We start from the raw sequence: 23,655 nt of genomic DNA on the forward strand, positions 1-23,655 counted from the left end.
CGCACCGCGGGACGGGCGGGTGGGTGGACCCCCGGCGCGTGGTGCTGCCGATGACGGATGATCCTCAGGCGGTCGATGCCCCGTGGCTGGTGCGCGCACGGGTCCGTCACGAGCCCGACCGCTCCTGCGCGGTGCTCGTCGGGGGGCCCGACGGAGAGGTGCAGGTGGGCAACACCCGCCAGACCGGTCGCATCGGGCAGGTGGCCCGTGAGGGTGCGGACCGCCTGTGGGGCCGTCCGGCGGGGAGCACCACGTGGGCGAACCTGGAGCTGTCGATGCCTCGTCCGCCGTGCGGGCGCGATGGGCAGTGGGTGCGCGTCGTGGCTGTCGGCGAGGACGCTCTGCCCGATGACCTGCTCGAGGTGGGGCAGGTGGGTCTGGCGTACTGGTTCGGTGCGGAGTGGGCGTGGATGGTCAGCGGCCCCGGCCTGGGGGGATCTCCCCGGGTGAGCACCTGGACTTCGAGACGTCGTGTCAGCCGGGCCGGGCGGGAGAGGCGCGGCGCGGCGCGGGAGCTCGCCGGTCCGGGGTTCCGTCCAGGACGTGGTCAGGCACCTCGTGGTCGAGGTCGACCCGCGTGGTGTGCCAGTCCTCGTCGCCGTGTTCGTCGCCCCGAGGGACGTACCCGCGTGTCACTGAGGTCGTCGGCAGTCGAGGAGACCGCACTCCGCGGGACGACCGCGAGGCCGGAACGGCGGTGCGGCTGGCCGCGGTACCGGCGCCGCCTCGTCCGCGACGAGAGTCAGGTCGTGGGGTGAGCCGTGGGTGTCCTCCGGACGTCGTCGGGGCGACCGCGACAGGACACCCACGGCTCACTCCACGTGGTGACACCGATGGGTGCGACACCGCGGTCGCCAGGACAGCCGGGGGAAGTGGTTCCGGTACCCCCGCACCGCGGCGCCGTCACCACCCGGCGAGAACGTCCCTTCACTCGTCGGGTGCCGGCGGGGCCGACCCGGCGGAGGCGTCCCGGGCCCGCAGCTCGGCCCGCAGCTGCCGCACCTCCCGGGCCAGGGCCTCCACGTCGGCGCGGGTCGCGGCGGCGCTCTCCTGCTGACCGTCGCTGACCCGGTCGATCAGCCACGACGCCAGCGACGCGGTCACGATCCCCAGCAGGGCGATGCCGGCCAGCATCAACCCGACGGCGACCAGGCGCCCCGTGCTGGTGACGGGGTGGAAGTCGCCGTAGCCGACGGTCGTGATCGTGGTCACGACCCACCAGGAGGCGTCGGCGAAGGTGGTGATGTTCGCCCCCGGGGCGCCGCGCTCGGCGTCCAGGACGGCCAGGGCTGCGCAGAAGCCCACCAGGACGGTGGCCGACCCCACGTACAGGCCGACCCGCCCCCGCAGGGACGCGCCGCTGCTGCGGTTCAGGATCCGCAGGACCGTCAGCACCCGCAGCAACCGCAGCGGCCCGAGGGCCGGCAGGACCAGCAGCGCCAGGTCGAGGGGGTGGGTCCACGCGAAGCGCAGCCGGTGCGGGGCCCGGAAGAGCCGCCACGCGTAGTCGACCCCGAACAGCACCCAGACCGCGACCGAGACCAGCGCGCAGGCCGTGCGCGCGGCCGGCGGCAGGCCCGGCGCCAGGACGGGCAGGGCGTAGGCGACCAGCCAGAGCGCCGCGGCCACCACGAGGACGTGGCCGGGCAGTTCGGCGTCCCCGGGGCGGGACCCCCGGTCGGCGGTGAGGGCGTCGGGCTGGGGCACGGTGGCGCCTCCGGTGGTGCTCGCAGCGGCTGGGGGGACAGTAGCCCGTCGGTGGCCCGAAAACGGCGGGCCCCCGGGACGGTGCCCTCGCTAGCGTCCTGGACCAGCGCCACCGTCGCCCGCGGCGGCCACCGCGACGTGCCCCGCCCGAGAGGAACCACCCCGTGCCCGCGCCCACCCCGTCCTGGCGACGTCTGGCCGGCCGGCCGGCGACCCTCTCGGCGGTGCTGGGGGTCGCGGCCGCCGTCGCGGAGACGTTCAGCACGGTCGTCACGGGGCGGCTCGCGGCGGGACCGGCCGCGGGGCTGCTCGTCGTGCTCGGCGTCCTCGTCCTGACCGCGAGCGCCGGTGACACCCTCGGCCGGCTCTGCCTGGCCACCGCCGTCGGCCGCGCGGAGGGCGGTCTGCGGGCCGACCTGCTGGCCGCGGCGTTCGCCCAGCCCGTCCCGGCGCTGGGGGAGCAGGCCGTCGGGGAGGTCATCGACCGCGTCGACGACGACCCGCGCCAGCTGGCCCGGCTGGTCCGGGAGGCGTTGTGGGACCTGTGGCGCGGCGGCGTCCGCATCCTGCTGGGCTGGGTGGTCGCCGGGCTCGTCTGGTGGCCCGCGTGGATCGTGTTCCCCCTCGTCGCCGTCGTCGTCTGGTGCTGCGTGCGCCGCCTGACCGCCGTCCTGGTCGAGCGCAAGGTCGCCGAGGAGGTCGCCTGGACCGAGCACGCGGCCCAGCTCGAGGAGGCCGTGGCCGGGCGCGACGACATCCGCGCCAGCCTCGGCGCCCCGCACGTCGTGCGCCGCTACGCGGTCCTGGCGGCCGGGGTGCTGGACCGCGTCCGCGCCACCACCGAGGTCTCGGCGGTCGTGGCCCGCCGCACGATCCTGGTCCTGTCGCTGCTGTGCTCTGCGCTCGTCGTCGGCGGGGTGGTCCTCGTCGGCGACGGCCGGCTCGGCCTCGCCCAGCTCGTCACGGTGTTCCTGCTCTGCTCCGGGTTCGCCGGCGACCTGAACCAGATCGCCGAACGGCTGCCCGAGGTCCAGGCCGGTCTGGGTGCCCTGCAACGCATCCGGGCGTTGCTGGGCTCGCCGTCCGAACCCGTCGGCGGCCTGCGGGCACCCGAGGGGGGCCTCGGGCTCGAGTTCCGCGGCGTCGACTTCGCCCACCCGGGCGGTTTCGCGCTGCACGACGTCTCGTTCACGGTCCCCGCCGGGACGACGTGCGCCCTCGTGGGACGCAGCGGGTCGGGCAAGTCCACGCTCGCGGCCCTGCTGTCCCGCGCGCTGGAACCGGCGCCGGGGCAGGCCCACCTCGGCGGCCTCGACGTCACGGCCCTGGACCTGCAGGAGCTGCGGCGCTGCGTCGGCGTCGTCACCCAGCGCACGGAACTCATCGCCGGGACGCTGGCGGACAACATCACGCTGGGGGCCGACGTCGCCCCCGAGCGCGTCCGCTCGGCCGTGGAGTCCCTCGGACTGGGCGACTGGGTCGGGGGGCTGCCCGACGGTCTGCGGACCCGGCTCGGCCCCGGTGGCAGCACCCTGTCCGCCGGGGAGGAGCAGCTCGTCGCCTTCGCCCGCCTCCTCGTGCGCGACGTCCGCGTCGTCGTCCTCGACGAGGCGACCGCGCGGATGGACCCCGTCACCGAGCACCGCGTCACCGCGGCCGCCGGGCGGCTGCTCGCCGGCCGCACCGGTCTGCTCATCGCCCACCGCCTGTCCACGACCGCCCGGGCCGACCACGTCGCCGTCCTCGACGGCGGCCGGCTCGCCCAGCACGGCCCGCGCGCCGAGCTCGCCGCCACCCCCGGCCCCTTCGCGGACCTGCTGCGCGCCGGGGGTGGTGCGGAGCTCGACCCCGTCCACCACGCCGGCGAGGTCCTCTCCAGCCGGCCCCGCCGGCCCCGCCCCGAACCACCGGCGCAGCCGCGTCCCCGGCTCGTGCGGGCCGTGGCGACCGCGATCACCCGCCACCGGCGGTGGGGGCTGCTCGGTGCCGTCCTGTTCGCCCTGTGCTCGGTCCTCGGCACCTACGGCGCCGTCGCGGGCTGGCTGTGGGGCCTGGTCGTGCAGGGCCTGCAGACGGGCGCGCCGACCGCGCAGGTGTGGTGGCCGGCGGCCGGGCTCGTGACGAGCCTGGTCTGCGTGCCGTTCCTGCTGGCCGCGGCCCTGCGGGTGTACCCGCTGTGGTGGAACGCGGTCACCCTCGGCGCGCGCCTGGCGGTGCTGCGCGGGCAGACCCGCCAGCACCGCCTCGCCCGCGTCCCCGCCGGGGAGGTCACGGCCCGCAGCCTGGACTCCGAGCGGTTCGTCCTCTACGTCGACCGCTGCGTCGACCTCGTCATCGGCGCCTTCGTCGTCGCCGTCACCTCCCTCGTCGCCGGTGACCTCACCGCGGGCGCGGTCGTCGCCCTCGTCATGGCGGGCTCGGCGCTCGTCTCGGTCGGCGGGGCCCCGGTGGCCGGCCGCCGGGGCCGTGAGGCCGGGGACGCCCGCGCCGTCTTCGGCCGCGACCTCGGCTCGGCCGTCGACGCGGCCCGCACCGTCAAGCTCGCCGCGGCCGTGCCGGACGTCCTGCGGCACCTCGTCGAGGTCGACCGGCGGCGCGTGCTGGCCTCGGTGCGCGAGCTGCGCGTGCGCGCGCTGCTGGAGGGGGTGCCGGGCGTCCTCGTCCAGCTCGGCACCGTCGCGACCTGGGCGCTGCACCTGGCCGGCTGGTGGTCGCTGGCCGACGCCCTCCTCGTCGCCACCGCCGTCGCGGGCGCCGCCTACTACGGCACCGTGTCGGGGGCCGTCATCACCGAGGCGCCCGTCGCGCGGGAGTGGCTGCGAGCGGTCACGGCGCTCGCGGGAACGCAGGACGTCGTGCGCGTCCCGGCCGGCACCGACCTGGTCCGCGGACTCGCCCCGGTGCCCGCGGTGCCCCCGCGCACCCCCTGCGGCACGTCGACCTCGACCACCTCACGGCCGTGCACGACGACGGGACGGTGGGCGTCCAGGACGTCGACCTGCGCGTCGAGGCGGGTGAGCTCGTCCTGCTCACCGGCCGCGTGGGGTCGGGCAAGTCGAGCCTGCTCGCGGCGCTGGCCGGGCTCGTCGACCACGAGGGGACGGTCCGCTGGAACGGGGTCGCCGTGCAGGACCCGCAGACGTTCCTGCGGCCGGGTCAGGTCAGCTACGTCGCGCAGGTGCCGCGCGTGCTGTCGGGCAGCTTCGACGACAACGTCGCCCTGGACCACGAGCTGGCCCGGTCCCTGGCCGACGACGCCGTCGCCGACGCGCGGCTGACCCGGGACGTGGCCGCGGCCGGGGGCCGGCACGCGCTCGTCGGGCACCGCGGGGTCCGGCTGTCCGGGGGGCAGGTCCAGCGGCTGGCGCTGGCCCGGGCGCTGGCCTCGGGGGCCGACCTCCTCGTGGCCGACGACGTGTCCTCGGCCCTCGACGCGAGCACCGAGCTGGAGCTGTGGCAGGCGCTGCGCGAGCGCGGGACGACCGTGGTGGGGGCGTCCTCGAAGCGGTCGGCGCTGCTCGTGGCCGATCGCGTCGTGGTGCTGGGGGAGGGGCGGGTGCAGGCCGTCGGCCCGTGGCGGGAGCTCGAGGCGGACTGGGGTCACCTGGCGGGCTGACCTCGCGGTGGACCGGGCCGGCCGCGACGACGGACGACGACGGACGACGACGGACGGGGGACGCGGGCCGTGCGCGCGGGTGCGAGGCTGTGCTCATGTCGGACCCACGGAACGAGAACAGGCGTCAGGGCGAGTCGATCGACGCGGTCCTGCGCGGGCTCCTCAAGCAGGGCGGGCTCGACCCGACGGCCGAGCGCCTCGCCGAGCAGGGCATCGACCGGCTCCGCTCCTTCCTCGGCAGCGGCCCCGCCCCCGGGACGACCGCGACCCCGGACGCCGGCGCGGGGCGGGGTGACGTGCAGGACGCCGAGGTCGTCACGACCGGCCGCGAGATGCTCATGCACACCATCCCGCTGCCCGACGGCACCCGCGTGGAGGTCCTCGTCCCCGAGCGCCTCACCCGCGCCGAAGCCGAGCGCGTCGCCGCCGTGCTGAGCGCCCTGGCCGTGGAGGAGTGAGCGCGGAGGTCGTCGAGGTCACCGGAGTCGTGCGGCTCGGCCAGTTCCTCAAGCTGGCCGGGGCCGTCGACACCGGCGGGCAGGCCCGGGAGGCGCTGCTGGCCGGGGACGTCACCGTCAACGGCGAGGCCGAGGACCGGCGCGGCCGCCAGCTCGCCGACGGGGACGTCGTCGGCCTCGGCGGCGGCTCGTGGGCGGTGCGCGTGACGGACGACGCGTGAGCACCGCCCACCGGTGAGCCTCAGCGGCCCAGGGCGTCGATCGCCGCGACCTCCTCGCCGCTCAGCTCGAACCCGTCGACGTCGAGGTTGCGCGCCTGCCGGTCCCGGTCGCCGGACTTGGGGATGACGACCACCCCGTGCTGCAGGTGCCAGCGCACGACGACCTGCTCCACGCTCACCCCGTGCCGCTCGGCCGCCGCCCGCAGGGGCGCGGCCGTGCGGTCGGTGGCCTTGAGGGGGGAGTAGCCCTCCAGCACGACGCCGCGCTCGCGGTGGGCGGCGAGCAGGTCGGCGTCGTGCAGCGCCGGACCCCACTTCACCTGGTTCACCGCGGGCGTGACGCCCGTGGCGGCCGTCAGCTCGTCGAGCTGGGCCACCGAGTAGTTCGAGACGCCCACGGCACGGACCCGGCCGGCCTCGCGGGCGGCCACCAACCGTTCCCACACGTCGGGCCGCGCCCGGCCCCCGGGCGGCCAGTGGATGAGCCACAGGTCCAGCACGTCGACGCGCAGCAGCCGCAGGCTGCGGTCCAGGAACTCGTCCTCGCGGCCGGCGTGCTCGTGGTGCAGCTTCGTCGTGATCCGGACGTCGGGCACGCCCGCGTCGGCGACGGCACGTCCCACCTCGTCCTCGTTCTCGTACATCGTCGCGGTGTCCAGCAGCCGGTAACCGACGTCGAGGGCGCCGCGCAGGGACCGGTAGCCGTCCTGCCCGCGCAGACCGTAGGTGCCGAGGCCGACGAGGGGCAGCGCCAGCGTGCCGTCGGCGGTGCGGACGTCGGTGGTCGTGGGGTGCTCGCTCACCTGCGCGACGCTACGTCCGCTCCGCTGCGCGCGCAGCGGCGGGCACCGCGCCGGCGACCCCGTCCCGCACCGACGACGCCCCCTCGCCCGTGACCGGGGAGGGGGCGTCGTCGTCGGTGCGGGACGGGGTGCGGGGGACGATCAGTCCTTCAGGCCGGCGTTGATGTCGGCGTTCATGACGTAGCGCTGGAACACCAGGTAGATGAGGACCAGCGGCACGATCGAGATGACCGAGGCGCCCAGCAGGACCGACCAGTTGACGTTCTGCGCCCCGACGATGCTCTGGATCCCGATCTGCAGGGTGAACTTGCTCGGGTCGTTGAGGACGATGAGCGGCCAGATGTAGTCGTTCCACCGCCACTGGAACGAGAAGATCGCCAGCGTCACCATGATCGGGCGGGAGATGGGGAGCATGACCCGCACGAAGGTCGTCAGCTCGTTCGAGCCGTCGATCCGGGCCGCCTCGAGCAGCTCGTTCGGCACGGTGGTGAAGAACTGCCGGAACATGAAGCACCCGGTGGCGGTGATGATCGACGGGACGATGATACCGGCGAGCTGGTTGTAGAGGCCGAGGTCGCGGATGACGAGGAACGAGGGCGAGAGGATGACCTCGGTCGGCAGCATCGTCGTGGCCAGGATGCACAGGAAGAACGCCTTGAGCCACCAGTTGGAGTACTTGGCCAGGGCGTACCCGGTCATGGCGCTGGCCAGGACGGTGAGGACCGTCGTGGTGACCGCCACGATCAGCGTGTTCGTGAAGTAGCCGGCGAAGTTGAAGCTCGTCCAGGCCTGCGCGTACCCGTCGAACGTCCACCGCTGCGGCAGCAGCGTCAACGGGTAGGAGAAGAGGTCACCGGCCGGCTTGAACGACGACAGCACGAACCACAGGACCGGGAAGCCGTAGAGGACGGCCAGCAGCCACAGCAGCACCGTGGTCCCGACGGTGCGGGCGGGCGAACCGCCCTCGCGGGCGGCGGTGCTGCGGCGCAGGGCCGGCGCCTTGGGGCGCGGCAGCGAGGACAGGGCCATGTCACGCCTCCCGGCGTCGGTTGACGAAGACCTGGAGCAGGGCGATGACCATGAGGACGGCCATGAGGACGAACGAGGCGGCGCTGGCGTAGCCGATCTGCCCCTGCTGGAAGCCCGTGCGGAAGATGTACTGCACGATGAGGTTGTTCTCGGTGCCCGGGCCACCGCCGTTCAGCGACTGCAGCAGGGCGTACTCCTTCATGGCGCCCAGGCTGCCCAGCAGGATGACGATGAAGGACGTCGGCGCGATGCTCGGCAGCGTGATGTAGCGGAACCGCTGCCAGGGCGAGGCGCCGTCGATCGAGGCCGCCTCGTGGTAGGAGACCGGCACGTTGCGCAGGGCGGCCACGAACAGCAGCATGTTGAAGGCCGTCCCGCCCCACGCCGCGGCGATGGCCACGATGACCAGCGACAGGTTCGCGTTCGACTGCCACGGGACCGCCTCGCCGCCGAGGGAGGTGATGAGGTAGTTCACCAACCCGAAGTTCTCCCCGAAGATCCACCGCCAGATGACGCCGGCGACGATGGGGGAGATGAGCCAGGGGACGAAGAACAGGACGCGCGCGACGACCTTGCCCTTGGTGTGCGCGTTCGTCAGCAGCACGGCCGTCGTCAGCGACAGGACGTAGATCAGCGGCACCGACATCGCGGTGAAGAAGACGGTCCGGCCGAACGCCGAGTAGAAGGCGGAGTCGCCGAAGAGCTTCTGGTAGTTGGCCAGCCCCACCCACGGGGCCGAGCCCACCCCGGTGTAGCTGGTGAACGAGTAGTACAGACCCGTCACCGCCGGCCAGACGAAGAACAGGGCGAAGAGCGCCACGTTCACGGCGACGAACAGCAGCGGCGCGAGGCGGTAGCGCGCCGCCCGGCGGCGGTTCGCGCGGCCCGAGGAGGGACGCGCGGTCCGCGCGAGGGCCGCGGGGTCGTCCCCGACCGCGGCGGGGACCGGACCCGGTGTCGCGGGGGTCATGGAACCTCCTGGGGGTGGACCCGGGCCCGCAGGCCCGGGTCCCTCGGGTGGGGCGGTCGGGGTGGGTCAGGCGATCTGCTCGTTGAGGAGCCGGACGATGGTGTCGACCGCCTGCTGCACGGTCTGCTGACCGTTGATGGCCTTGCCCAGCTCGTCCTTGGTGGGGTCGGTCGTGATGGCCTTGCCCATGAGGGTGAGCTTCTCACCGTTCTCGTTGCCGGAGGTGGAGATCGGGTCGGCGATCTCGATCTCCTTCTGGTAGAGCGCGTAGGCGTCCAGGGCGGTCTGGCTCGTCGCCGGGTAGGCGATGTCCAGCCCCGTCTCGACCGGCAGCCAGCCGTTCGTGGCGGCGATCTCGGCGTAGTTGGTCGGGTCGTAGAGGAACTCGACGAACTGCATCGCGGCGTCCGCGGTGTCACCGTTGTCGAACGCGACGATCTTCCCGCCGGTGTTGATGTCGGTCGCCTGCGTGGGCTGGGCCGGGGTCGGGACGGCGGCCCACTCGAACTGGCTGATGCTCTCGGTGAAGTCGGCGACCTGCCAGACCCCCGAGAAGTAGGCGACGACCTGACCGCTCTTGAACAGCGCGTTCGGGTCGGCCCCCGACGTCCACACCGACTTGGGCATCACCACGTCGTCGTTGAGGTCGACGAACTTCTGCAGCGCCTCGACCGTCGGGGCCTGCACGGAGAACGCGGTCCCGTCGTCGTCCAGCTGGAAGCCGTCGGCGCCGTGCTCGTAGATGAAAGCCCGGATCCGGGCGGGGGAGGCGTCGTAGACCAGGTCGTACTTGGCGCCGGTCGAGGTGCGGACCTGCGTCGCCGCGGCCAGGAACTCGTCCCACGTCCAGGTGCTCTCCGGCTCGGTGGGGTAGGCGACCCCGGCCTGCTGGAAGAGCGTGGTGTTGATGAACAGGCCCGCGGCGGTGATGTCGGACGGGATCGTGAGGATCTTGCCGTCGTCGGTCTCCTGGTACAGCTTGCTGTCGATCTTGTTCGTCGAGCTCGTCGCGACGGCCGTCAGGTCCTGCAGCTTGTTGGTCCAGATCGGGTCCAGCGAGGGTGCGCTGGCCACGTCCGGCAGCGAGTCGGCCTGGGCCGCCTGGCGCAGCTTCGTCTGGTACCCGTCGTAGGGCACGTTGACGATCTCGACCGTGATGCCCTTCTGGGCCTTGAACTCGTCGGCGAGGTCGTAGTAGCCCTTCGCCTGCGCGTCGCTGGCCGACAGCCAGAAGGTGATCGTCGAGGCGTCCCCGCCCGAGGCGGAATCCCCCCCGCCGCAGGCGGTCAGGGCCCCTCCCGCGGTCAGGGCCCCGAGGGAGCCCAGGAGGACGGACCGTCGGCTCGTGCTGTTCTGGCTCATGGTGTGACTTCCTCGTCTTCCGGTCCCCAGTCGCTCCTGCGCGACCGCCGCGGACGGGTCGCCCGTGGCGGGTGCGAGGTGCGGCACCGCTGTTCCGGCGGTGCCAGGACGGTAAGTGGAAAGGGCTTACCCGGTCAAGGTGTCCGGTGCTTCCTCGACCGGATGACTTCACGTCAGGTCATGTGCACACTATCGTCACCGGTCGTCGCGGGTTCCCGCGCTCCCGCGCCCCGGCCGCGCCGCCCACCCCACCGTCCTGGAGGACGCCCCGTGCCCGCTGCCCCCGTGGCCCCGGCGGACGACACCGCCTTCACCGCCGCCCTGGTGGCCGACCTCGACCACCGGGTGCGGGGTCTGCTCGCCGCCGGTGCGACCGACCTCGGACCCCTGGCCCACCGGGAGACGACCGCCCGCCTCAAGGGGCTCGTCACGGCCTACTCGCACCCGCGGTCGGCCCACCACCACGACGACCGGCTCCCCGTCCTCGCGGCCCGCCTGGGGACGCTGCTCGCCGCGGCGCAGACGCCGAGCGGGCTGTTCGACAGCACGAACCTCGCCTCGCCGCCGGACACGGCCTTCACCGTCAACGACCTGTGCCTGACGGCCGAGCTCGCGGGGCGCGAACCCGCGCTGGCGGACCTGGCCGCGGGTCTGCGCGCCGTCGCCGGGCGGACGCTCCCGCCTTTGCTGACCGGCGGGGTGCACACGCCCAACCACCGCTGGGAGCTCTCGAGCGCCCTGGCCCGCCTCGGTGCGCTCCTCGGGGCGCCGGAGGCCGTGCGCGGACGGGTCGAGGAGTGGCTCGCCGAGGGGGTCGACCTGCAGGAGGACGGCATGTACTCCGAGCGCAGCCCGCTGTACGCGGGGGCGGTCACCAGCCCGTCGCTGCTCGTGATCGCCGACCTGCTCGACCGGCCCGACCTGCTGGACCCGGTCCGGCGCAACCTCGAGGCCTTCCTGCCGCTGCTCGACGAGGACGGCGCGCTGGAGTCGGTGCACTCGCGCCGGCAGGACCAGCACACCGCCGGTCACCCCGGCGCCGGGCTGCTGCTGGCGTACCGGCGGTTCGCCCTCGCCGAGGACCGCGGCGACCTCGCCGACGCCGCCCGGCTGCTGCAGTCCCGCGGCCTGGACGGCCGGTCGGTGCTGCCGGAGGTGCTGGCCCACCCGGCCCTGGGCGGGGTGCTGCCCGCGGGCACGGGGCGGGCGTGGGCGGGGGAGGCCGTCCTGGCCGCGTCCGGTCTGGCCGTCCACGCCGCCGGCCGCACCCGGACCGTCGTCTCCGGCGGCAGCGACCAGCCCGCCGTCGGCACCATCCGGTCCGGGACGGCCAACACCGCCACGTTCCTGCGCTTCCGGCACGGCGCCGCCGTCCTGGAGTCGGTGCGGCTCTCGACCGCGTTCTTCGGGCTCGGCCCGTTCCGCAGCGCCACCCTCGAACGCGACGACGACGGCGCCCTCGTGCTGCGGCAGGAGCTGCGGGCCGGCTACTACCAGCCGCTGCCCGCCGCCGACCGCGACCCCACCGGGACCTACCCGCTGGGCGACGAGGGCCGCTTCCACGCCGCGATGGCCTTCGAGCGCCGCGCCGTCGACCCCGTCGAGCTCACGACGACCGTCCGCGTCGCGCTGCTCGACGACGGCGCCGACCTCACCGTCGAGCTGGCCGGGGCGGCGACCTCCTACGCGCTCGAGCTCTCCTTCCGCCCCGGCGGCGTCCTGTCCGGCGCCGATCCGGTGGCCGACGGCGGCCGGGTCCTCACCGGCCCCGAGCTGCGGTACGCCGTGGGCGAGGACGAGGTGGTGCTCACCCGGGAGGGCGGCGCGGTGGGCGCGGGCGGCGAGCACCAGCCCGCGCGCTACGACGGCGGGGAGCAGTACGACTACCTGCAGGGCAGCCACGCCGCCGGCGGCGAGCGCGTCTACCTCACGGGACGGACGCCCGGCGTGCTGCGGCTGCGCCTGCGGGGCGGCCGGGCGGCGCACGACCGCTGAGGCGCGCTCGGAGGGATTCGAACCCCCAACCAACCGGGTAGAAGCCGGTCGCTCTGTCCGTTGAGCTACGAGCGCAGGGCGCCGGCGGACCGGCTGGTGCAGCTGGCCGTCAGCGTAGCGACCCCGCGGGTGGCGGGCGCCCCGGCGCGGGCGACTAGCCTGGGGCCGTGGCGGAATTCATCTACCAGATGCAGAAGGCGCGCAAGGCGCACGGGGACAAGGTCATCCTCGACGACGTCTCGATCTCCTTCTACCCGGGGGCGAAGATCGGCGTCGTCGGACCCAACGGCGCGGGCAAGTCGAGCGTCCTGAAGATCATGGCGGGGCTGGACCAGCCGTCCAACGGCGAGGCCCGACTCTCGCCCGGCTACAGCGTCGGGATGCTCATGCAGGAGCCGCCGCTGGACGAGTCCAAGACGGTCCTGCAGAACGTCCAGGACGGCCTGGGCGAGCTCAAGCGGAAGATGGACCGCTACAACGAGATCACGGGCCTGTTCGAGGACCCGGACGCCGACTTCGACGCCCTCATGGCCGAGATGGGGACCCTGCAGGAGGAGCTGGACCACGCCGACGCCTGGGACATGGACTCCCAGCTCGAGCAGGCCATGGACGCGCTGCGCTGCCCGCCCGGCGACTCGCCCGTGACGAACCTGTCCGGCGGGGAGAAGCGCCGCGTCGCGCTGTGCAAGCTGCTGCTCGAGGCGCCCGACCTGCTGCTGCTCGACGAGCCCACCAACCACCTGGACGCCGAGTCCGTGACGTGGCTGGAGCAGCACCTCGCGAAGTACCCCGGTGCCGTCCTCGCCGTCACCCACGACCGGTACTTCCTCGACAACGTCGCGCAGTGGATCCTCGAGCTCGACCGCGGCCGCGCCTACCCCTACGAGGGCAACTACTCCACCTACCTGGAGAAGAAGCAGGCGCGCCTCGACGTCCAGGGCAAGAAGGACGCCAAGCTCGCCAAGCGCCTCAAGGACGAGCTGGAGTGGGTGCGCTCCAACGCCAAGGGCCGGCAGACGAAGTCGAAGGCGCGGCTGGCCCGCTACGAGGAGATGGCCGCCGAGGCCGAGCGCACGCGCAAGCTCGACTTCGAGGAGATCCAGATCCCGGCCGGGCCGCGCCTGGGCAACGTGGTCATCGAGGCCAAGGGCCTGAAGAAGTCCTTCGGCGACCGCACCCTCATCGACGGGCTGTCGTTCTCGCTGCCGCGCAACGGCATCGTCGGCGTCATCGGTCCCAACGGCGTCGGCAAGACGACCCTGTTCAAGACGATCGTCGGGCTCGAGCCGCTCGACTCGGGCGACCTGAAGATCGGCGAGACGGTCAAGCTGTCCTACGTCGACCAGTCCCGCGGGGGCCTCGACGGCTCCAAGACGCTGTGGGAGGTCGTCTCCGACGGTCTCGACTTCATCCAGGTCGGCAACCAGGAGATGCCCTCGCGCGCCTACGTCTCGGCGTTCGGGTTCAAGGGCCCGGACCAGCAGAAGCCGGCCGGGGTCCTGTCCGGCGGGGAGCGCAACCGGCTGAACCTGGCCCTGACGCTCAAGGAGGGCGGCAACGTCCTGCTCCTGGACGAGCCGACCAACGACCTCGACGTCGAGACCCTCGGCTCGCTGGAGAACGCGCTGCTGGAGTTCCCCGGGTGCGCCGTCGTCGTCAGCCACGACCGCTGGTTCCTCGACCGCGTCGCCACGCACATCCTCGCCTACGAGGGCACCGAGGAGGACCCGGCGAGCTGGTACTGGTTCGAGGGCAACTTCGCCGGCTACGAGGAGAACAAGGTCGCCCGCCTGGGCCCCGACGCCGCCCGCCCGCACCGCGTGACGTACCGCAAGCTCACCCGCGACTGAGGGTCACCGCCGATCGGCGCGGGGTCGGGACCGGGGGCGCACCCGGCTCACCGGGTGAGCCGGGTGCGTCACCGACCCCGCTGCCCGGGCGCCGGGAGACGGACCATTCCCTCCTGCGCGACGGTGGCCACGAGCCGGCGCTGCCGGTCGTACATCCGCCCCGTCGCCAGCCCCCGCGCCCCGGAGGCGTTGGGGCTCTCGGACACGTACAGGACCCACTCGTCGGCCCGCGCGGGCCGGTGCCACCACATCGCGTGGTCCAGGCTCGCCACGCTCATCCCCGGGGTGGACCACGCCATCGCGTTCCGGCGCAGGACCGGCTCGAGGATGCTCAGGTCGCTCGCGTAGGCCAGGGCGCCCCGCTGCAGCAGGTCGTCGCCGGGCAGCGGGGCGTCGAGCCGGAACCAGACCGCCTGCCGGGCGCGGCGCTCGGGGTCGGGGGCCGTGTAGAGGGTCGGTTCGACGTGCCGCAGCTCCACGTGCCGGCCCCGGCCCAGCTGCCGGGCCAGCGGGTGGTCGGAGGCGTCGAGCACCGCGTAGTCGCTGACGACGTCCTCGGGGTCGGGCACGTCGGGGGCCGGTTCGGCGTGGTCCAGGCCCTCGGCGGGCGTCTGGAACGAGGCGATGGCGGACAGGATCGGCACCCCGTCCTGCACCGCCTGCACGCGGCGCGCGGAGAAGGAGCGCCCGTCGCGCAGCCGCTCGACGGCGAACGCGACGGGGACGAGCGGGTCACCGGGCCGCAGGAAGTAGGCGTGCAGCGAGTGCAGGGACCGGTCCGCGTCGACCGTGCGTCCGGCGGCGACCGCCACCTGCCCCAGCACCTGGCCGCCGAACAGCCGCTGGCGCCAGTGCGGCAGGTTCGGGCCGGTGAAGACGTCCGCGGCCCCGTCGCCGGGGGCGTCGGCGGGGTGGACGTCGAGGACGTCGAGCAGCGGGGACACGTGGTGGTCTCGGTGGTGGTCTCGGTGGTGGTCTCGGTGGTGGTCTCGGTGGCGGTCGGGCACCTCGGCACCGTACCGAGCGCCGCAGCGCGGGTGCGGCGGCACGGTCGGGGGTAGCGTCGGCGCGTGCTCGCCGCCCGCGCCGTCCGCGCCAGCTCCGACGACCCCCTGTCCGCCCTCGAGGTGGCCGACGCCCCGGCCGCCGAGCCGCCGGCCGGCTGGGTCCGCGTCGACGTGCAGGCCGCCGCGCTCAACCGGCACGACCTGTGGAGCCTGCGCGGGGTGGGCCTGCCCGCCGACCGCCTCCCGATGGTGCTCGGCTGCGACGCGACGGGGACGCTGGAGGACGGGTCGGCGGTCGTCGTGCACGCCGTCGTCTCCGACGAGGACTTCCGCGGGGACGAGACGCTCGACCCGCGACGGACGCTGCTGTCGGAGCGGCACCCGGGGACGATCGCCGAGCACGTCTGGGTCCCGCGCCGCAACGTCCTGCCCCGGCCGGACGGCTGGTCGCCCGAGCGCGCGGCCTCCCTCGGGACGGCGTGGCTGACGGCCTACCGGATGCTGTTCACCCAGGCGCGGGCCGTGCCGGGGCAGACCGTGCTCGTCCAGGGCGCCGCCGGCGGCGTCTCCAACGCGCTGGTCGCGCTCGGTGCGGCGGCGGGTCTGCGGGTCTGGGTGACCGGGCGTTCGCCCGAGCGGCTGGAGAAGGCCCGCGCCTGGGGCGCGGCGGCGACGTTCGCCGCGGGGGAGCGGCTGCCCGCCCGCGTCGACGCGGTGTTCGAGACGGTCGGCGAGGCGACGTGGAAGCACTCGGTGCAGTCGCTGAAACCCGGCGGGTGCGTCGTCGTGGCCGGCGCGACCACGGGCGGGGACGCGCCCGCGATGCTGGAGAACGTGTTCTTCAAGCAGTTGCGCGTCCTGGGCTCGACCATGGGCACGCGCGAGGAGTTCGAGCGGCTGCTGCAGTTCTGCGACAGCGCCGGACTGGCCCCCGAGGTCGACTCGGTGCACGCCCTCGCCGACGCCCGCGACGCCTTCGCCCGGCTGGAGTCCGGCGAGGCCGTCGGCAAGGTCCTCGTGCGCGTCTGAGCGCGGGAGGTCACCGCCGTCACGTCCTCCCGGCGAGCCCGGTGCCCGGTGGACGTGACGGCGGTGGTTCGTGGGGAACCCCGGTCGGGGGTTCGGGTCCGGACGGCTCAGTCGGTCGTCCACTCCGCCCAGCGGCGCTGCTCCCAGCGGGCCGCGCGCAGCTCGCCGCGGACCTCCTCCAGGCGGCGCGTCAGGTCGCGGGGCAGCTTGTCCCCGAACCGCGCGAAGTACGTCTCCAGCTCGTCGAGCTCCGCGGTCCACGTCGCCGGGTCGATCGCGAACAACTCGGCCAGGTCGGCCGCGGGCACGTCCAGCCCGGCCACGTCCAGGTCGCCGGGGACCGGGACCAGGCCCACCGGGGTCGGCAGCGCGCCGACCTGCCCGGCCAGCCGGGCGCAGATCCACGCGACCACGCGGGAGTTCTCCCCGAACCCGGGCCACAGGTACCGCCCGTCCTCACCCCGGCGGAACCAGTTCACCCCGAACACGGCGGGCGGCTGCGACAACCGGTCGGCCATGCCCAGCCAGTGCGCGAAGTAGTCGGCCATGTCGTACCCGGAGAAGGGCAGCATCGCGAACGGGTCGTGCCGCAGCTCACCGACCGTGCCCTCGGCCGCGGCGGTCTGCTCGCTGGAGATCGAGGCCCCCAGGAACACCCCGGCCCGCCAGTCCGGCGCCTGCGACACCAGCGGCACGTTCGTCCGGCGCCGCCCGCCGAACAGCACCGCGTCGACCACGACGCCGGCCGGGTCGTCGAGGTCGCCGGCGATGGAGGGGCACTGCGCCGCCGCCACGGTGAACCGGGCGTTGGGGTGCGCGGCCGGGGTGGCCGAGGCCGGGGTCCAGTCCCGCCCGCGCCAGTCGGTCAGGTGCTCGGGGACCTGCTCGGTCATGCCCTCCCACCACACGTCCCCGTCGTCGGTGAGCGCGACGTTGGTGAAGATGACGTCCCGGTCCAGCATCTGCATCGCCGTCGGGTTCGTCGACCATCCCGTGCCCGGGGCGACCCCGAAGAACCCCGCCTCGGGGTTGATGGCCCGCAACCTGCCCTGGTCGTCGGGGCGCATCCAGGCGATGTCGTCGCCGATCGTCTGCACCTGCCAGCCCGGCAGCGTCGGGCGCAGCATGGCCAGGTTCGTCTTCCCGCACGCCGAGGGGAACGCCGCGGCGAGGTGGAACACCCGCTGGTCGGGGTCGGTCACCTTGACCAGCAGCATGTGCTCGGCCAGCCAGCCCTCCTCCCGGCCCATGGCCGAGGCGATGCGCAGCGCGAAGCACTTCTTGCCCAGCAGCGCGTTCCCGCCGTAGCCGGAGCCGAAGGAGAAGATCTCCCGGGACTCGGGGAAGTGCGCGACGTACTTCAGGTCGTTGCAGGGCCAGGCCACGTCCGGGCGGGCCCGGCCGACGGCGTCCACCAGCGGGAACCCCACCGAGTGCACCGCCGGCACCCAGGCGGTGCCCGGGCCGATCGCGGCGAGGGCGTCGGTCCCCGTCCGGGTCATGACCCGCATCGAGACCACCGCGTACGGGGAGTCGGTGACCTGCACGCCGAGCTGGGAGATCGGACCGCCGACCGGGCCCATCGAGAACGGCACCACGTACATCGTGCGGCCGCGCATCGAACCGTCGAACACCCCGGCCAGCTCCTCGCGCAACGCGGTCGGCTCGCGCCAGTTGTTCGTCGGGCCGGCGTCCTCGCGGCGGCGGGAGGCGATGAACGTGCGCGACTCCACGCGCGCCACGTCCGTCGGGGCCGACCGGGCCAGGAACGAGCCGGGCCGCAGGTCCTCGTTCAGCCGGATCAACGTCCCCGCCTCGACCATCTGCGTCGTGAGCCGGTCGAACTCCTCGGCCGAGCCGTCGCACCACACGACGGCGTCCGGCTGCGTGAGGGCCGCGACCCGCCGCACCCACGCCACGACGGACGGGTCGGCACCGGGGTGCTGGACGCTCAGCCGGGCGGGCCGGTGGGGGAGCGGGGTCCCCGCCGGCTGGACGGGTGCGTCACGCGTCAACTCGATGGTCACGTCGGCGTGCCTCCTTCGGGAGCGGTGGTCGGCGGTGGATCGGTGGTGCGTCGTCTTCCGATCCTGTGGTGCACGCACCCCCCGGACAACGACTCAGGTGGGTGAAGATCCCCCGTTCTTCACCTACGGTGAACCGCATGGCCCCGCTGCGCGTCGCTGCGCTGGAACCCCTGACCGATCCCGCGCTCGCCCCGCCGGCTCCCGAGACGGGTCTGGACGCCCTGACCGTGGGCCGCCGCATCCGTCACCACCGACAGGCCAGGGGGTGGACGCTGGCCCAGCTCGGGGAGCAGGTCGGGGCCGCGCAGAGCCAGCTCTCGCAGGTGGAGAACGGCAAGCGCGAACCCCGGCTGTCCCTCATCACCGCCGTCGCCCGCGCGCTCGGCGTACCGCCCGCGGACCTGCTGGACCCCGCGCCCCCGCCGAGCCGGCGCGCGGCGCTGGAGATCGAGCTCGACCACGCCCAGCGCACGCCGCTGGCGCGCGCGCTGGGGCTGCCGGAGGTGCGCTCGAGCCGGAAACTGCCGACGGACGCGCTCGAGGCGCTCGTCGGGCTGCACCGCGAACTCGTCCGCCGGCACGACGCCTCCAACGCCACCCCGGAGGAGGCGCGGCGCGCGAACACCGAGATCCGCCTCCTCATGCGGGCGGTCGACAACCAGCTGCCCGAGATCGAGGAGCTCGCCGAGGACCTCGTGCGCTCGGCCGGGTACACGGTCGGGGCGCTCACCCACCGCCAGGTGGCGCGGATGGCCACCGACCTCGGGTTCAGCATCATCCACGTCGACGACCTGCCGCACTCCACGCGCACCGTCACCGACCTGGCCAACGGCCGCATCTACCTGCCGCCCGCCTCCATCCCCGGCGGCCACGGGCTGCGGTCCCTGGCGCTGCAGGCCATCGCGCACCGCGTGCTGGAGCACCAGCGGCCCGCCAGCTACACGCAGTTCCTGCGCCAGCGGCTGGAGATCAACTACTTCGCGGCGTGCTGCCTGCTCCCGCGCAGTGCCGCGGTGGAGTTCCTGTCCGCGGCCAAGGCCGACAAGGACCTCGCCGTGGAGGACTTCCGCGACGCGTTCGGCGTGACCCACGAGGCCGCCGCGCACCGCCTGACGAATCTGCTGACCTCCCACCTCGGGATCCCCGTGCACTTCCTGCGCGTCGGCGACGACGGCGCGCTGTACCGGGGGTACGAGAACGACGGGGTGCCCTTCCCGCAGGACTCCTCCGGCGCCATCGAGGGGCAACCGGTGTGCCGGGAGTGGACCGCTCGCACGGTGTTCGACGTGCGGAACCGCACGACGGAGAACTACCAGTACACCGACACCCCCGCCGGGACGTTCTGGTGCTCGAGCCAGACGGGCGCCAGCGACGACGGCGGGTTCTCCATCACCGTCGGCGTCCCGTACGCGCACGCCAAGTGGTTCCGCGGCCGCGACACCCGGGTGCGGACCAGGAGCACCTGCCCCGAGGCCGCGTGCTGCCGCCGGCCGCCGCAGGCGGTGGCGGACCGCTGGGCCGAGCACGCCTGGCCCAGCGCGCGGCTGCACGCCCAGACGCTGGCGCCGCTGCCGTCGGGACGCTTCCCCGGTGTCGACGACCTCGAGGTGTACTCCTTCCTCGACTCCCACGCCCCGCGCACGCCGCCGGCCTGAACGTCCCGCGGGTGCGTCGGGCGAGAGCGCGTGCGAAGGTGACGACGAGGCCAGGACCTGGCCCCACGCCGACCCGCGGTCCCCGGACCGGTCCGGACCTGGAAGGGGCTGCACCACCGTGTCGCTCACCGCCCCCCACGCCGACGAGGTGACCTCGCCGGCCCCGCCCGACGCCCTGCGCGCCCACGTCGCCGCCGCCGCGCTGCGGCCCTCGGGCACCGGGTCGGTCGGTCTGGAGCTCGAACGCCACGTCGTCGACCTGCGCGCCCCGCGGTGCCGGGTGGGCTGGGACCGGTTGACCTCGCTCGTCGCGGGGTTCGCGCCTCCCGGCGGGTCGCGGCTGACCCTCGAACCCGGCGGGCAGGTCGAGCTGTCCACCCCGCCGGGAGACCTGGTCGGCACCGTCGCGGTCCTGGAACGCGACGCGGCCGCCGTCGACGCGCTGCTCGCCGCCGACGGGCTGGCCGCCCTCGCCACCGGGCTCGACCCGGTCCGCGCCCCCGTCCGCGTCCACCCCGGGTCCCGGTACCGGGCGATGGAGGCGCACTTCGACGCCGTCGGCCACCACCTCGACGGCGCGACGATGATGGCCTCGACCGCCTCCCTGCAGGTCAACCTCGACGCCGGGCCCGCCGCGGGCTGGGCCCTGCGGCTGCAGCACGTGCGCCGGCTGACGCCCGTCCTCGTCGCGCTGGCGGCGACCTCGCCGTTGCGGCGGGGAGTCCCCGCGGGTGCGGTCTGCGGCCGCCAGGAGGTGTGGGGCCGGCTGGAACCCGGCCGCTGCCGGGCCCCCGGGGCCGGGACGGACCCGGTGGCGGAGTGGGTGGAGTTCGCGTTCGCGGCCCCCGTCATGTTCGTGCGGGCGCAGGCGACGGGGGAGTGCGAGCCCGTGCGCGCGCACGTCCCGTTCGGCGACTGGGCCGCCGGTGAGGTCCTGCTCGACGGCCGCCGCCCCGGCACCGACGACGTCGAGGCTCACCTCACGACGCTGTGGCCGCCGGTGCGGCTGCGGGGCTTCGCCGAGCTGCGGTTCCTCGACGCCGTGCCCGCGGCGCTGCGCCCGGGGCTGGCCGCCGTCGTCGCGACCGTCGTCGACGACCCCGTGGCCGCGGACGCCGCCGCGGACGCCGCCGGACCCGTGGCCCACCGCGGGGCCGACGCGGTCCGGCTCGGGCTCGTCGACCCGGAGCTGCGCCGGGCCGCGCTCGGCGTGCTCGACGCGGCCGCCGCCCGGGTCGACCCCGCGCTCGTGCCCGCCGTCCACGCCTGGACGGACCTGCTCGCGGCGGGCCGCGGCCCCGCCGACCTCGTGACCGACCGGTTCCGCGACCAGGGACCGGACGCCTGCCTGACCGCGGAGGAGCTCCGGTGACCGCCCTGGACGACCACACCACGGACCACACCCTCGAGGTGGCCGTCGCCGCGCTCCAGGCGGGCCGGCGCACGACGACCCGCCTCACGGACGCCGCCGACGCCGAGCTGACGGTCCAGCACTCCCCGCTCATGAGCCCGCTGGTGTGGGACCTCGCCCACGTCGGGCAGCAGGAGGAGCTGTGGCTCCTGCAGCAGGGCGCGGGGGTCGAGCGGACCCCCGTCTTCCACCCCACGATCGCCTGCCTGTACGACGCCGCCGAGCACCCGCGCGCGAGCCGGACGCAGCTCCCGCTGCTGGACCCGCGCGAGTCCCGGCGGGCCGTGGCGGACGTCCGCAACCGCGTGCTCGACCGCGTCGCGCGCGTCCGGGCGCAGGACCCGCAGCAGGCCGCCTTCGCCGTCGCGATGGTCGCCCAGCACGAGCACCAGCACGACGAGACGATGTTCGCGACGCACAACCTGCGCTCGGGCGACCCGCTGCTGGCCGCCGCGCCGACCCCGCCCGGCCGGGTGGTGCCGGCCGAGCCCGTCCTCGTGCCCGCCGGTGAGTTCCTGCTGGGGGTCGACCCGGTGCAGGAGCCGTGGGCCCTGGACAACGAGCACCCCCAGCACCGCGTCCACGTCCCGGCGTTCCGCATCGGCCGGGTGCCGGTGACGAACGGGGAGTGGGCCGCCTTCGTCGACGACGGCGGGTACGAGGACCCGCGGCACTGGACGCGCGCAGGGTGGGCGCACCGGCGGGAGGCCGGGATCGTCGCCCCCCTCGGCTGGTCCCGCGACGGCGCGGGCGGCTGGACGCAGCGGCGGTTCGCCGTCGAGGTCGCGCTCGACCCGGCCGCGCCCGTGCAGCACGTCGACTGCCACGAGGCGGAGGCGTTCGCCCGGTGGGCCGGCGCCCGGCTGCCCACCGAGGTCGAGTGGGAGAAGGCGTGCGCCTGGGACCCGGTGCTGGGTCGCCGCCGACGCTGGCCGTGGGGCCAGGAGGCGCCCACCGCCGACCGCGCCAACCTCGGCGGCCACGCGCTCGGGCCCGCGCAGGTGGGGGCGTACCCGGCCGGGGCCAGCGCCTACGGCGTCGAGCAGCTCATGGGCGACGTCTGGGAGTGGACGTCCTCGGACTTCGCGCCGTGGCCGGGGTTCTCACCGATGCTCTACGACACCTACTCCGCGCCGTTCTTCGGCGGCGGCTACCGGGTGCTGCGCGGCGGCTCCTGGGCCAGCACGCCCGTCTCGGTGCGCCCGTCGTTCCGGAACTGGGACTGGCCGGTGCGCCGGCAGATCTTCACCGGTCTGCGCCTGGCCTGGGACGCCTGAGCGTGTGCCGGCACACGGCCTGGCTGGGTGCCGAGCGGACCCTGGCCGACCTGCTCCTGGAGCGCGAGCACGGTCTGCTGCAGCAGAGCTGGGCCCCGCGGCGGCAGCGGCACGGGACGGTCAACGCCGACGGCTGGGGGGCCGCCTGGTGGACCGCCGCCGGTCCCGGACCCGCCCGCTGGCGCCGCGCGGCCCCGCTGTGGGCGGACGCCTCGCTCGCCTCCGTCGCCCCGCACGTCGCCTCCGGGTGTGTCCTGGGTGCCGTGCGGGACGCGACCGTCGGGATGCCGCCGGACGAGACGGCGTGCGCGCCGTTCGTCCGCGGCGCCTGGGCGCTGTCGCACAACGGCCGCCTCGACCGGTCCGTGCTGCCGGCGGACGCCTGGCCCGCCGCGGAGTCCGTCTGCGACTCCGCCGTGCTCGCCGCCTGGCTGCTGCAGGCCCCCGAGGAGATCGGGCCGCGCGTGCGCGCGGCGGGGGAGGCCGACCCGACCGCCCGGCTCAACGTGCTGGCCGCCGACGGCACGCGCCTCGTCGCCACCGCGTGGGGGGACACCCTCAGCGTCCTGCGGACCGACGACGGGGTCGTCGTCGCGAGCGAACCCCACGACGACGACCCGCGGTGGCAGGACGTCCCGGACCGCTCCCTCGTCGAGGTCGACGCCCGGGGCGCCCGCGTCAGCCCCCTGTGAGGGACGGCCCCGACGTCCCCGGGCTCAGGCGGCCGAGCAGCAGCCGACCGCCCGGGGAGCCCGGCGGTCACCGGTGCGGGGTGAAAGGCCCAGGGCGACCGGTGCCGCGGGACGGAACGGCCCGGCTCAGTCCTCGAAGGTGTTGAGCATGCTGTGCGCGGCCCGGTCGAGGTAGTCCCACAGGACACCCTCCTGCGCGGGCGGCAGGCCGAGGGACTCGACGGCGGCGCGCATGTGCGTCAGCCACCGGTCCCGGGCGTCGGGGTTGACCTTGAACGGGGCGTGCCGCATCCGCAGCCGCGGGTGGCCCCGCTGCTCGGAGTACGTCGAGGGCCCGCCCCAGTACTGCTCCAGGAACAGCAGCAGGCGTTCCCTGGCCGGGCCGAGGTCCGCCTCGGGGTACATGGGGCGCAGCACGTCGTCGGAGGCGACCCCGTCGTAGAACACGTCGACGAGCCGGACGAACGTCTCGTGCCCGCCCACCTCGTCGAAGAACGTGCGCGTGCCGCCGCCCGGTCCCGCGGGCGCACGCCCCAGGAGGTTCTG

Annotated in this window: 18 protein-coding genes, 1 tRNA gene and 1 pseudogene; 11 read left to right on the forward strand and 9 right to left on the reverse strand. The window is 74.7% G+C overall.

From position 1 onward, the window contains the following. Positions 1-927: 927 nt before the first annotated feature. Entirely contained in the window at positions 928-1,707 is a 780-nt protein-coding gene (locus AB2L28_RS06700; RefSeq protein WP_370717979.1) for a potassium channel family protein, read from the reverse strand. Between the two features lie 314 nt (positions 1,708-2,021). Between AB2L28_RS06700 and AB2L28_RS06705 the strand changes: the two are divergent. From AB2L28_RS06705 to AB2L28_RS06720, 4 genes and pseudogenes are all read left to right on the forward strand, one after another. Then, positions 2,022-3,266 (forward strand): annotated as a pseudogene (locus AB2L28_RS06705) (ATP-binding cassette domain-containing protein); the annotation flags it as partial. A 1,481-nt stretch (positions 3,267-4,747) separates the two neighbouring features. Next, on the forward strand, positions 4,748-5,323 hold the full coding sequence (locus tag AB2L28_RS06710; protein ID WP_370717980.1) for an ATP-binding cassette domain-containing protein: 576 nt from the start codon (positions 4,748-4,750) through the stop codon (positions 5,321-5,323). 95 nt (positions 5,324-5,418) lie between these two features. Further along, a complete protein-coding gene (locus AB2L28_RS06715; protein ID WP_370717981.1) occupies positions 5,419-5,781 on the forward strand; it encodes a hypothetical protein in 363 nt (120 codons plus the stop codon). Further along, positions 5,778-6,002, forward strand: a complete 225-nt coding sequence (locus AB2L28_RS06720; RefSeq protein WP_370717982.1) for an RNA-binding S4 domain-containing protein — start codon at positions 5,778-5,780, stop codon at positions 6,000-6,002. Before AB2L28_RS06715 ends, AB2L28_RS06720 begins: the two co-directional genes overlap by 4 nt. 20 nt (positions 6,003-6,022) lie before the next feature. Here the strand turns inward: AB2L28_RS06720 and AB2L28_RS06725 are convergent, their stop codons facing one another. The 4 genes from AB2L28_RS06725 to AB2L28_RS06740 all read right to left on the reverse strand — a co-directional run bounded on the left by AB2L28_RS06725 (position 6,023) and on the right by AB2L28_RS06740 (position 10,166). Beyond that, the gene (locus AB2L28_RS06725; protein ID WP_370717984.1) at positions 6,023-6,805 is read right to left on the reverse strand and encodes an aldo/keto reductase; all 783 of its coding nucleotides are present in this window, start codon (positions 6,803-6,805) and stop codon (positions 6,023-6,025) included. A gap of 141 nt (positions 6,806-6,946) precedes the next feature. Beyond that, positions 6,947-7,819 (reverse strand): carbohydrate ABC transporter permease, encoded by an 873-nt coding sequence (locus tag AB2L28_RS06730; protein WP_370718372.1) that lies wholly within the window; start codon positions 7,817-7,819, stop codon positions 6,947-6,949. 16 nt (positions 7,820-7,835) lie between these two features. Further along, positions 7,836-8,804 carry a carbohydrate ABC transporter permease gene (locus tag AB2L28_RS06735; RefSeq protein WP_370717985.1) on the reverse strand — a complete coding sequence of 323 codons (969 nt, stop codon included), beginning with the start codon at positions 8,802-8,804 and terminating at the stop codon, positions 7,836-7,838. Between the two features lie 66 nt (positions 8,805-8,870). Beyond that, positions 8,871-10,166, reverse strand: coding sequence for an ABC transporter substrate-binding protein (locus AB2L28_RS06740; RefSeq protein WP_370717986.1), 1,296 nt, complete (start codon positions 10,164-10,166; stop codon positions 8,871-8,873). 270 nt (positions 10,167-10,436) lie between these two features. Here AB2L28_RS06740 and AB2L28_RS06745 point away from each other — a divergent pair, with 270 nt between their 5' ends. After that, positions 10,437-12,161 (forward strand): hypothetical protein, encoded by a 1,725-nt coding sequence (locus AB2L28_RS06745; protein ID WP_370717988.1) that lies wholly within the window; start codon positions 10,437-10,439, stop codon positions 12,159-12,161. Between the two features lie 2 nt (positions 12,162-12,163). Here AB2L28_RS06745 and AB2L28_RS06750 read toward each other — a convergent pair. Beyond that, positions 12,164-12,236 (reverse strand) — tRNA-Arg (locus AB2L28_RS06750). A 92-nt stretch (positions 12,237-12,328) separates the two neighbouring features. Between AB2L28_RS06750 and ettA the strand changes: the two genes are divergently transcribed. Continuing rightward, positions 12,329-14,011 carry an energy-dependent translational throttle protein EttA gene (gene ettA / locus AB2L28_RS06755; protein WP_370717989.1) on the forward strand — a complete coding sequence of 561 codons (1,683 nt, stop codon included), beginning with the start codon at positions 12,329-12,331 and terminating at the stop codon, positions 14,009-14,011. A 68-nt stretch (positions 14,012-14,079) separates the two neighbouring features. Here ettA and AB2L28_RS06760 read toward each other — a convergent pair whose 3' ends face one another. Next, positions 14,080-14,955: an acyl-CoA thioesterase gene (locus AB2L28_RS06760; RefSeq protein WP_370717990.1), complete on the reverse strand. Its 876-nt coding sequence runs from the start codon at positions 14,953-14,955 to the stop codon at positions 14,080-14,082. A gap of 126 nt (positions 14,956-15,081) precedes the next feature. Between AB2L28_RS06760 and AB2L28_RS06765 the strand changes: the two genes are divergently transcribed. Beyond that, positions 15,082-16,047: a zinc-binding dehydrogenase gene (locus AB2L28_RS06765; protein ID WP_370717991.1), complete on the forward strand. Its 966-nt coding sequence runs from the start codon at positions 15,082-15,084 to the stop codon at positions 16,045-16,047. A 107-nt stretch (positions 16,048-16,154) separates the two neighbouring features. Here AB2L28_RS06765 and AB2L28_RS06770 read toward each other — a convergent pair whose 3' ends face one another. Next, entirely contained in the window at positions 16,155-18,002 is a 1,848-nt protein-coding gene (locus AB2L28_RS06770) for a phosphoenolpyruvate carboxykinase (GTP) (protein ID WP_370718373.1), read from the reverse strand. A gap of 209 nt (positions 18,003-18,211) precedes the next feature. Here AB2L28_RS06770 and AB2L28_RS06775 point away from each other — a divergent pair, with 209 nt between their 5' ends. From AB2L28_RS06775 to egtC, 4 genes are all read left to right on the forward strand, one after another. Beyond that, positions 18,212-19,729, forward strand: coding sequence for a helix-turn-helix domain-containing protein (locus AB2L28_RS06775; RefSeq protein WP_370717992.1), 1,518 nt, complete (start codon positions 18,212-18,214; stop codon positions 19,727-19,729). 118 nt (positions 19,730-19,847) lie between these two features. Further along, positions 19,848-21,101 carry a glutamate-cysteine ligase family protein gene (locus AB2L28_RS06780; protein WP_370717993.1) on the forward strand — a complete coding sequence of 418 codons (1,254 nt, stop codon included), beginning with the start codon at positions 19,848-19,850 and terminating at the stop codon, positions 21,099-21,101. 5 nt (positions 21,102-21,106) lie between these two features. Further along, positions 21,107-22,417, forward strand: a complete 1,311-nt coding sequence (gene egtB, locus AB2L28_RS06785; RefSeq protein ID WP_370718374.1) for an ergothioneine biosynthesis protein EgtB — start codon at positions 21,107-21,109, stop codon at positions 22,415-22,417. Positions 22,418-22,419: 2 nt separating this feature from the next. Then, the gene (gene egtC / locus AB2L28_RS06790) at positions 22,420-23,109 is read left to right on the forward strand and encodes an ergothioneine biosynthesis protein EgtC (RefSeq protein WP_370717994.1); all 690 of its coding nucleotides are present in this window, start codon (positions 22,420-22,422) and stop codon (positions 23,107-23,109) included. A 126-nt stretch (positions 23,110-23,235) separates the two neighbouring features. Here the strand turns inward: egtC and AB2L28_RS06795 are convergent, their stop codons facing one another. Beyond that, entirely contained in the window at positions 23,236-23,646 is a 411-nt protein-coding gene (locus AB2L28_RS06795; RefSeq protein ID WP_370718375.1) for a globin, read from the reverse strand. Between the last annotated feature and the right edge of the window lie 9 nt (positions 23,647-23,655).

Source organism: Kineococcus mangrovi, assembly GCF_041320705.1.
Taxonomy (GTDB): Bacteria; Actinomycetota; Actinomycetes; order Actinomycetales; family Kineococcaceae; genus Kineococcus; species Kineococcus mangrovi.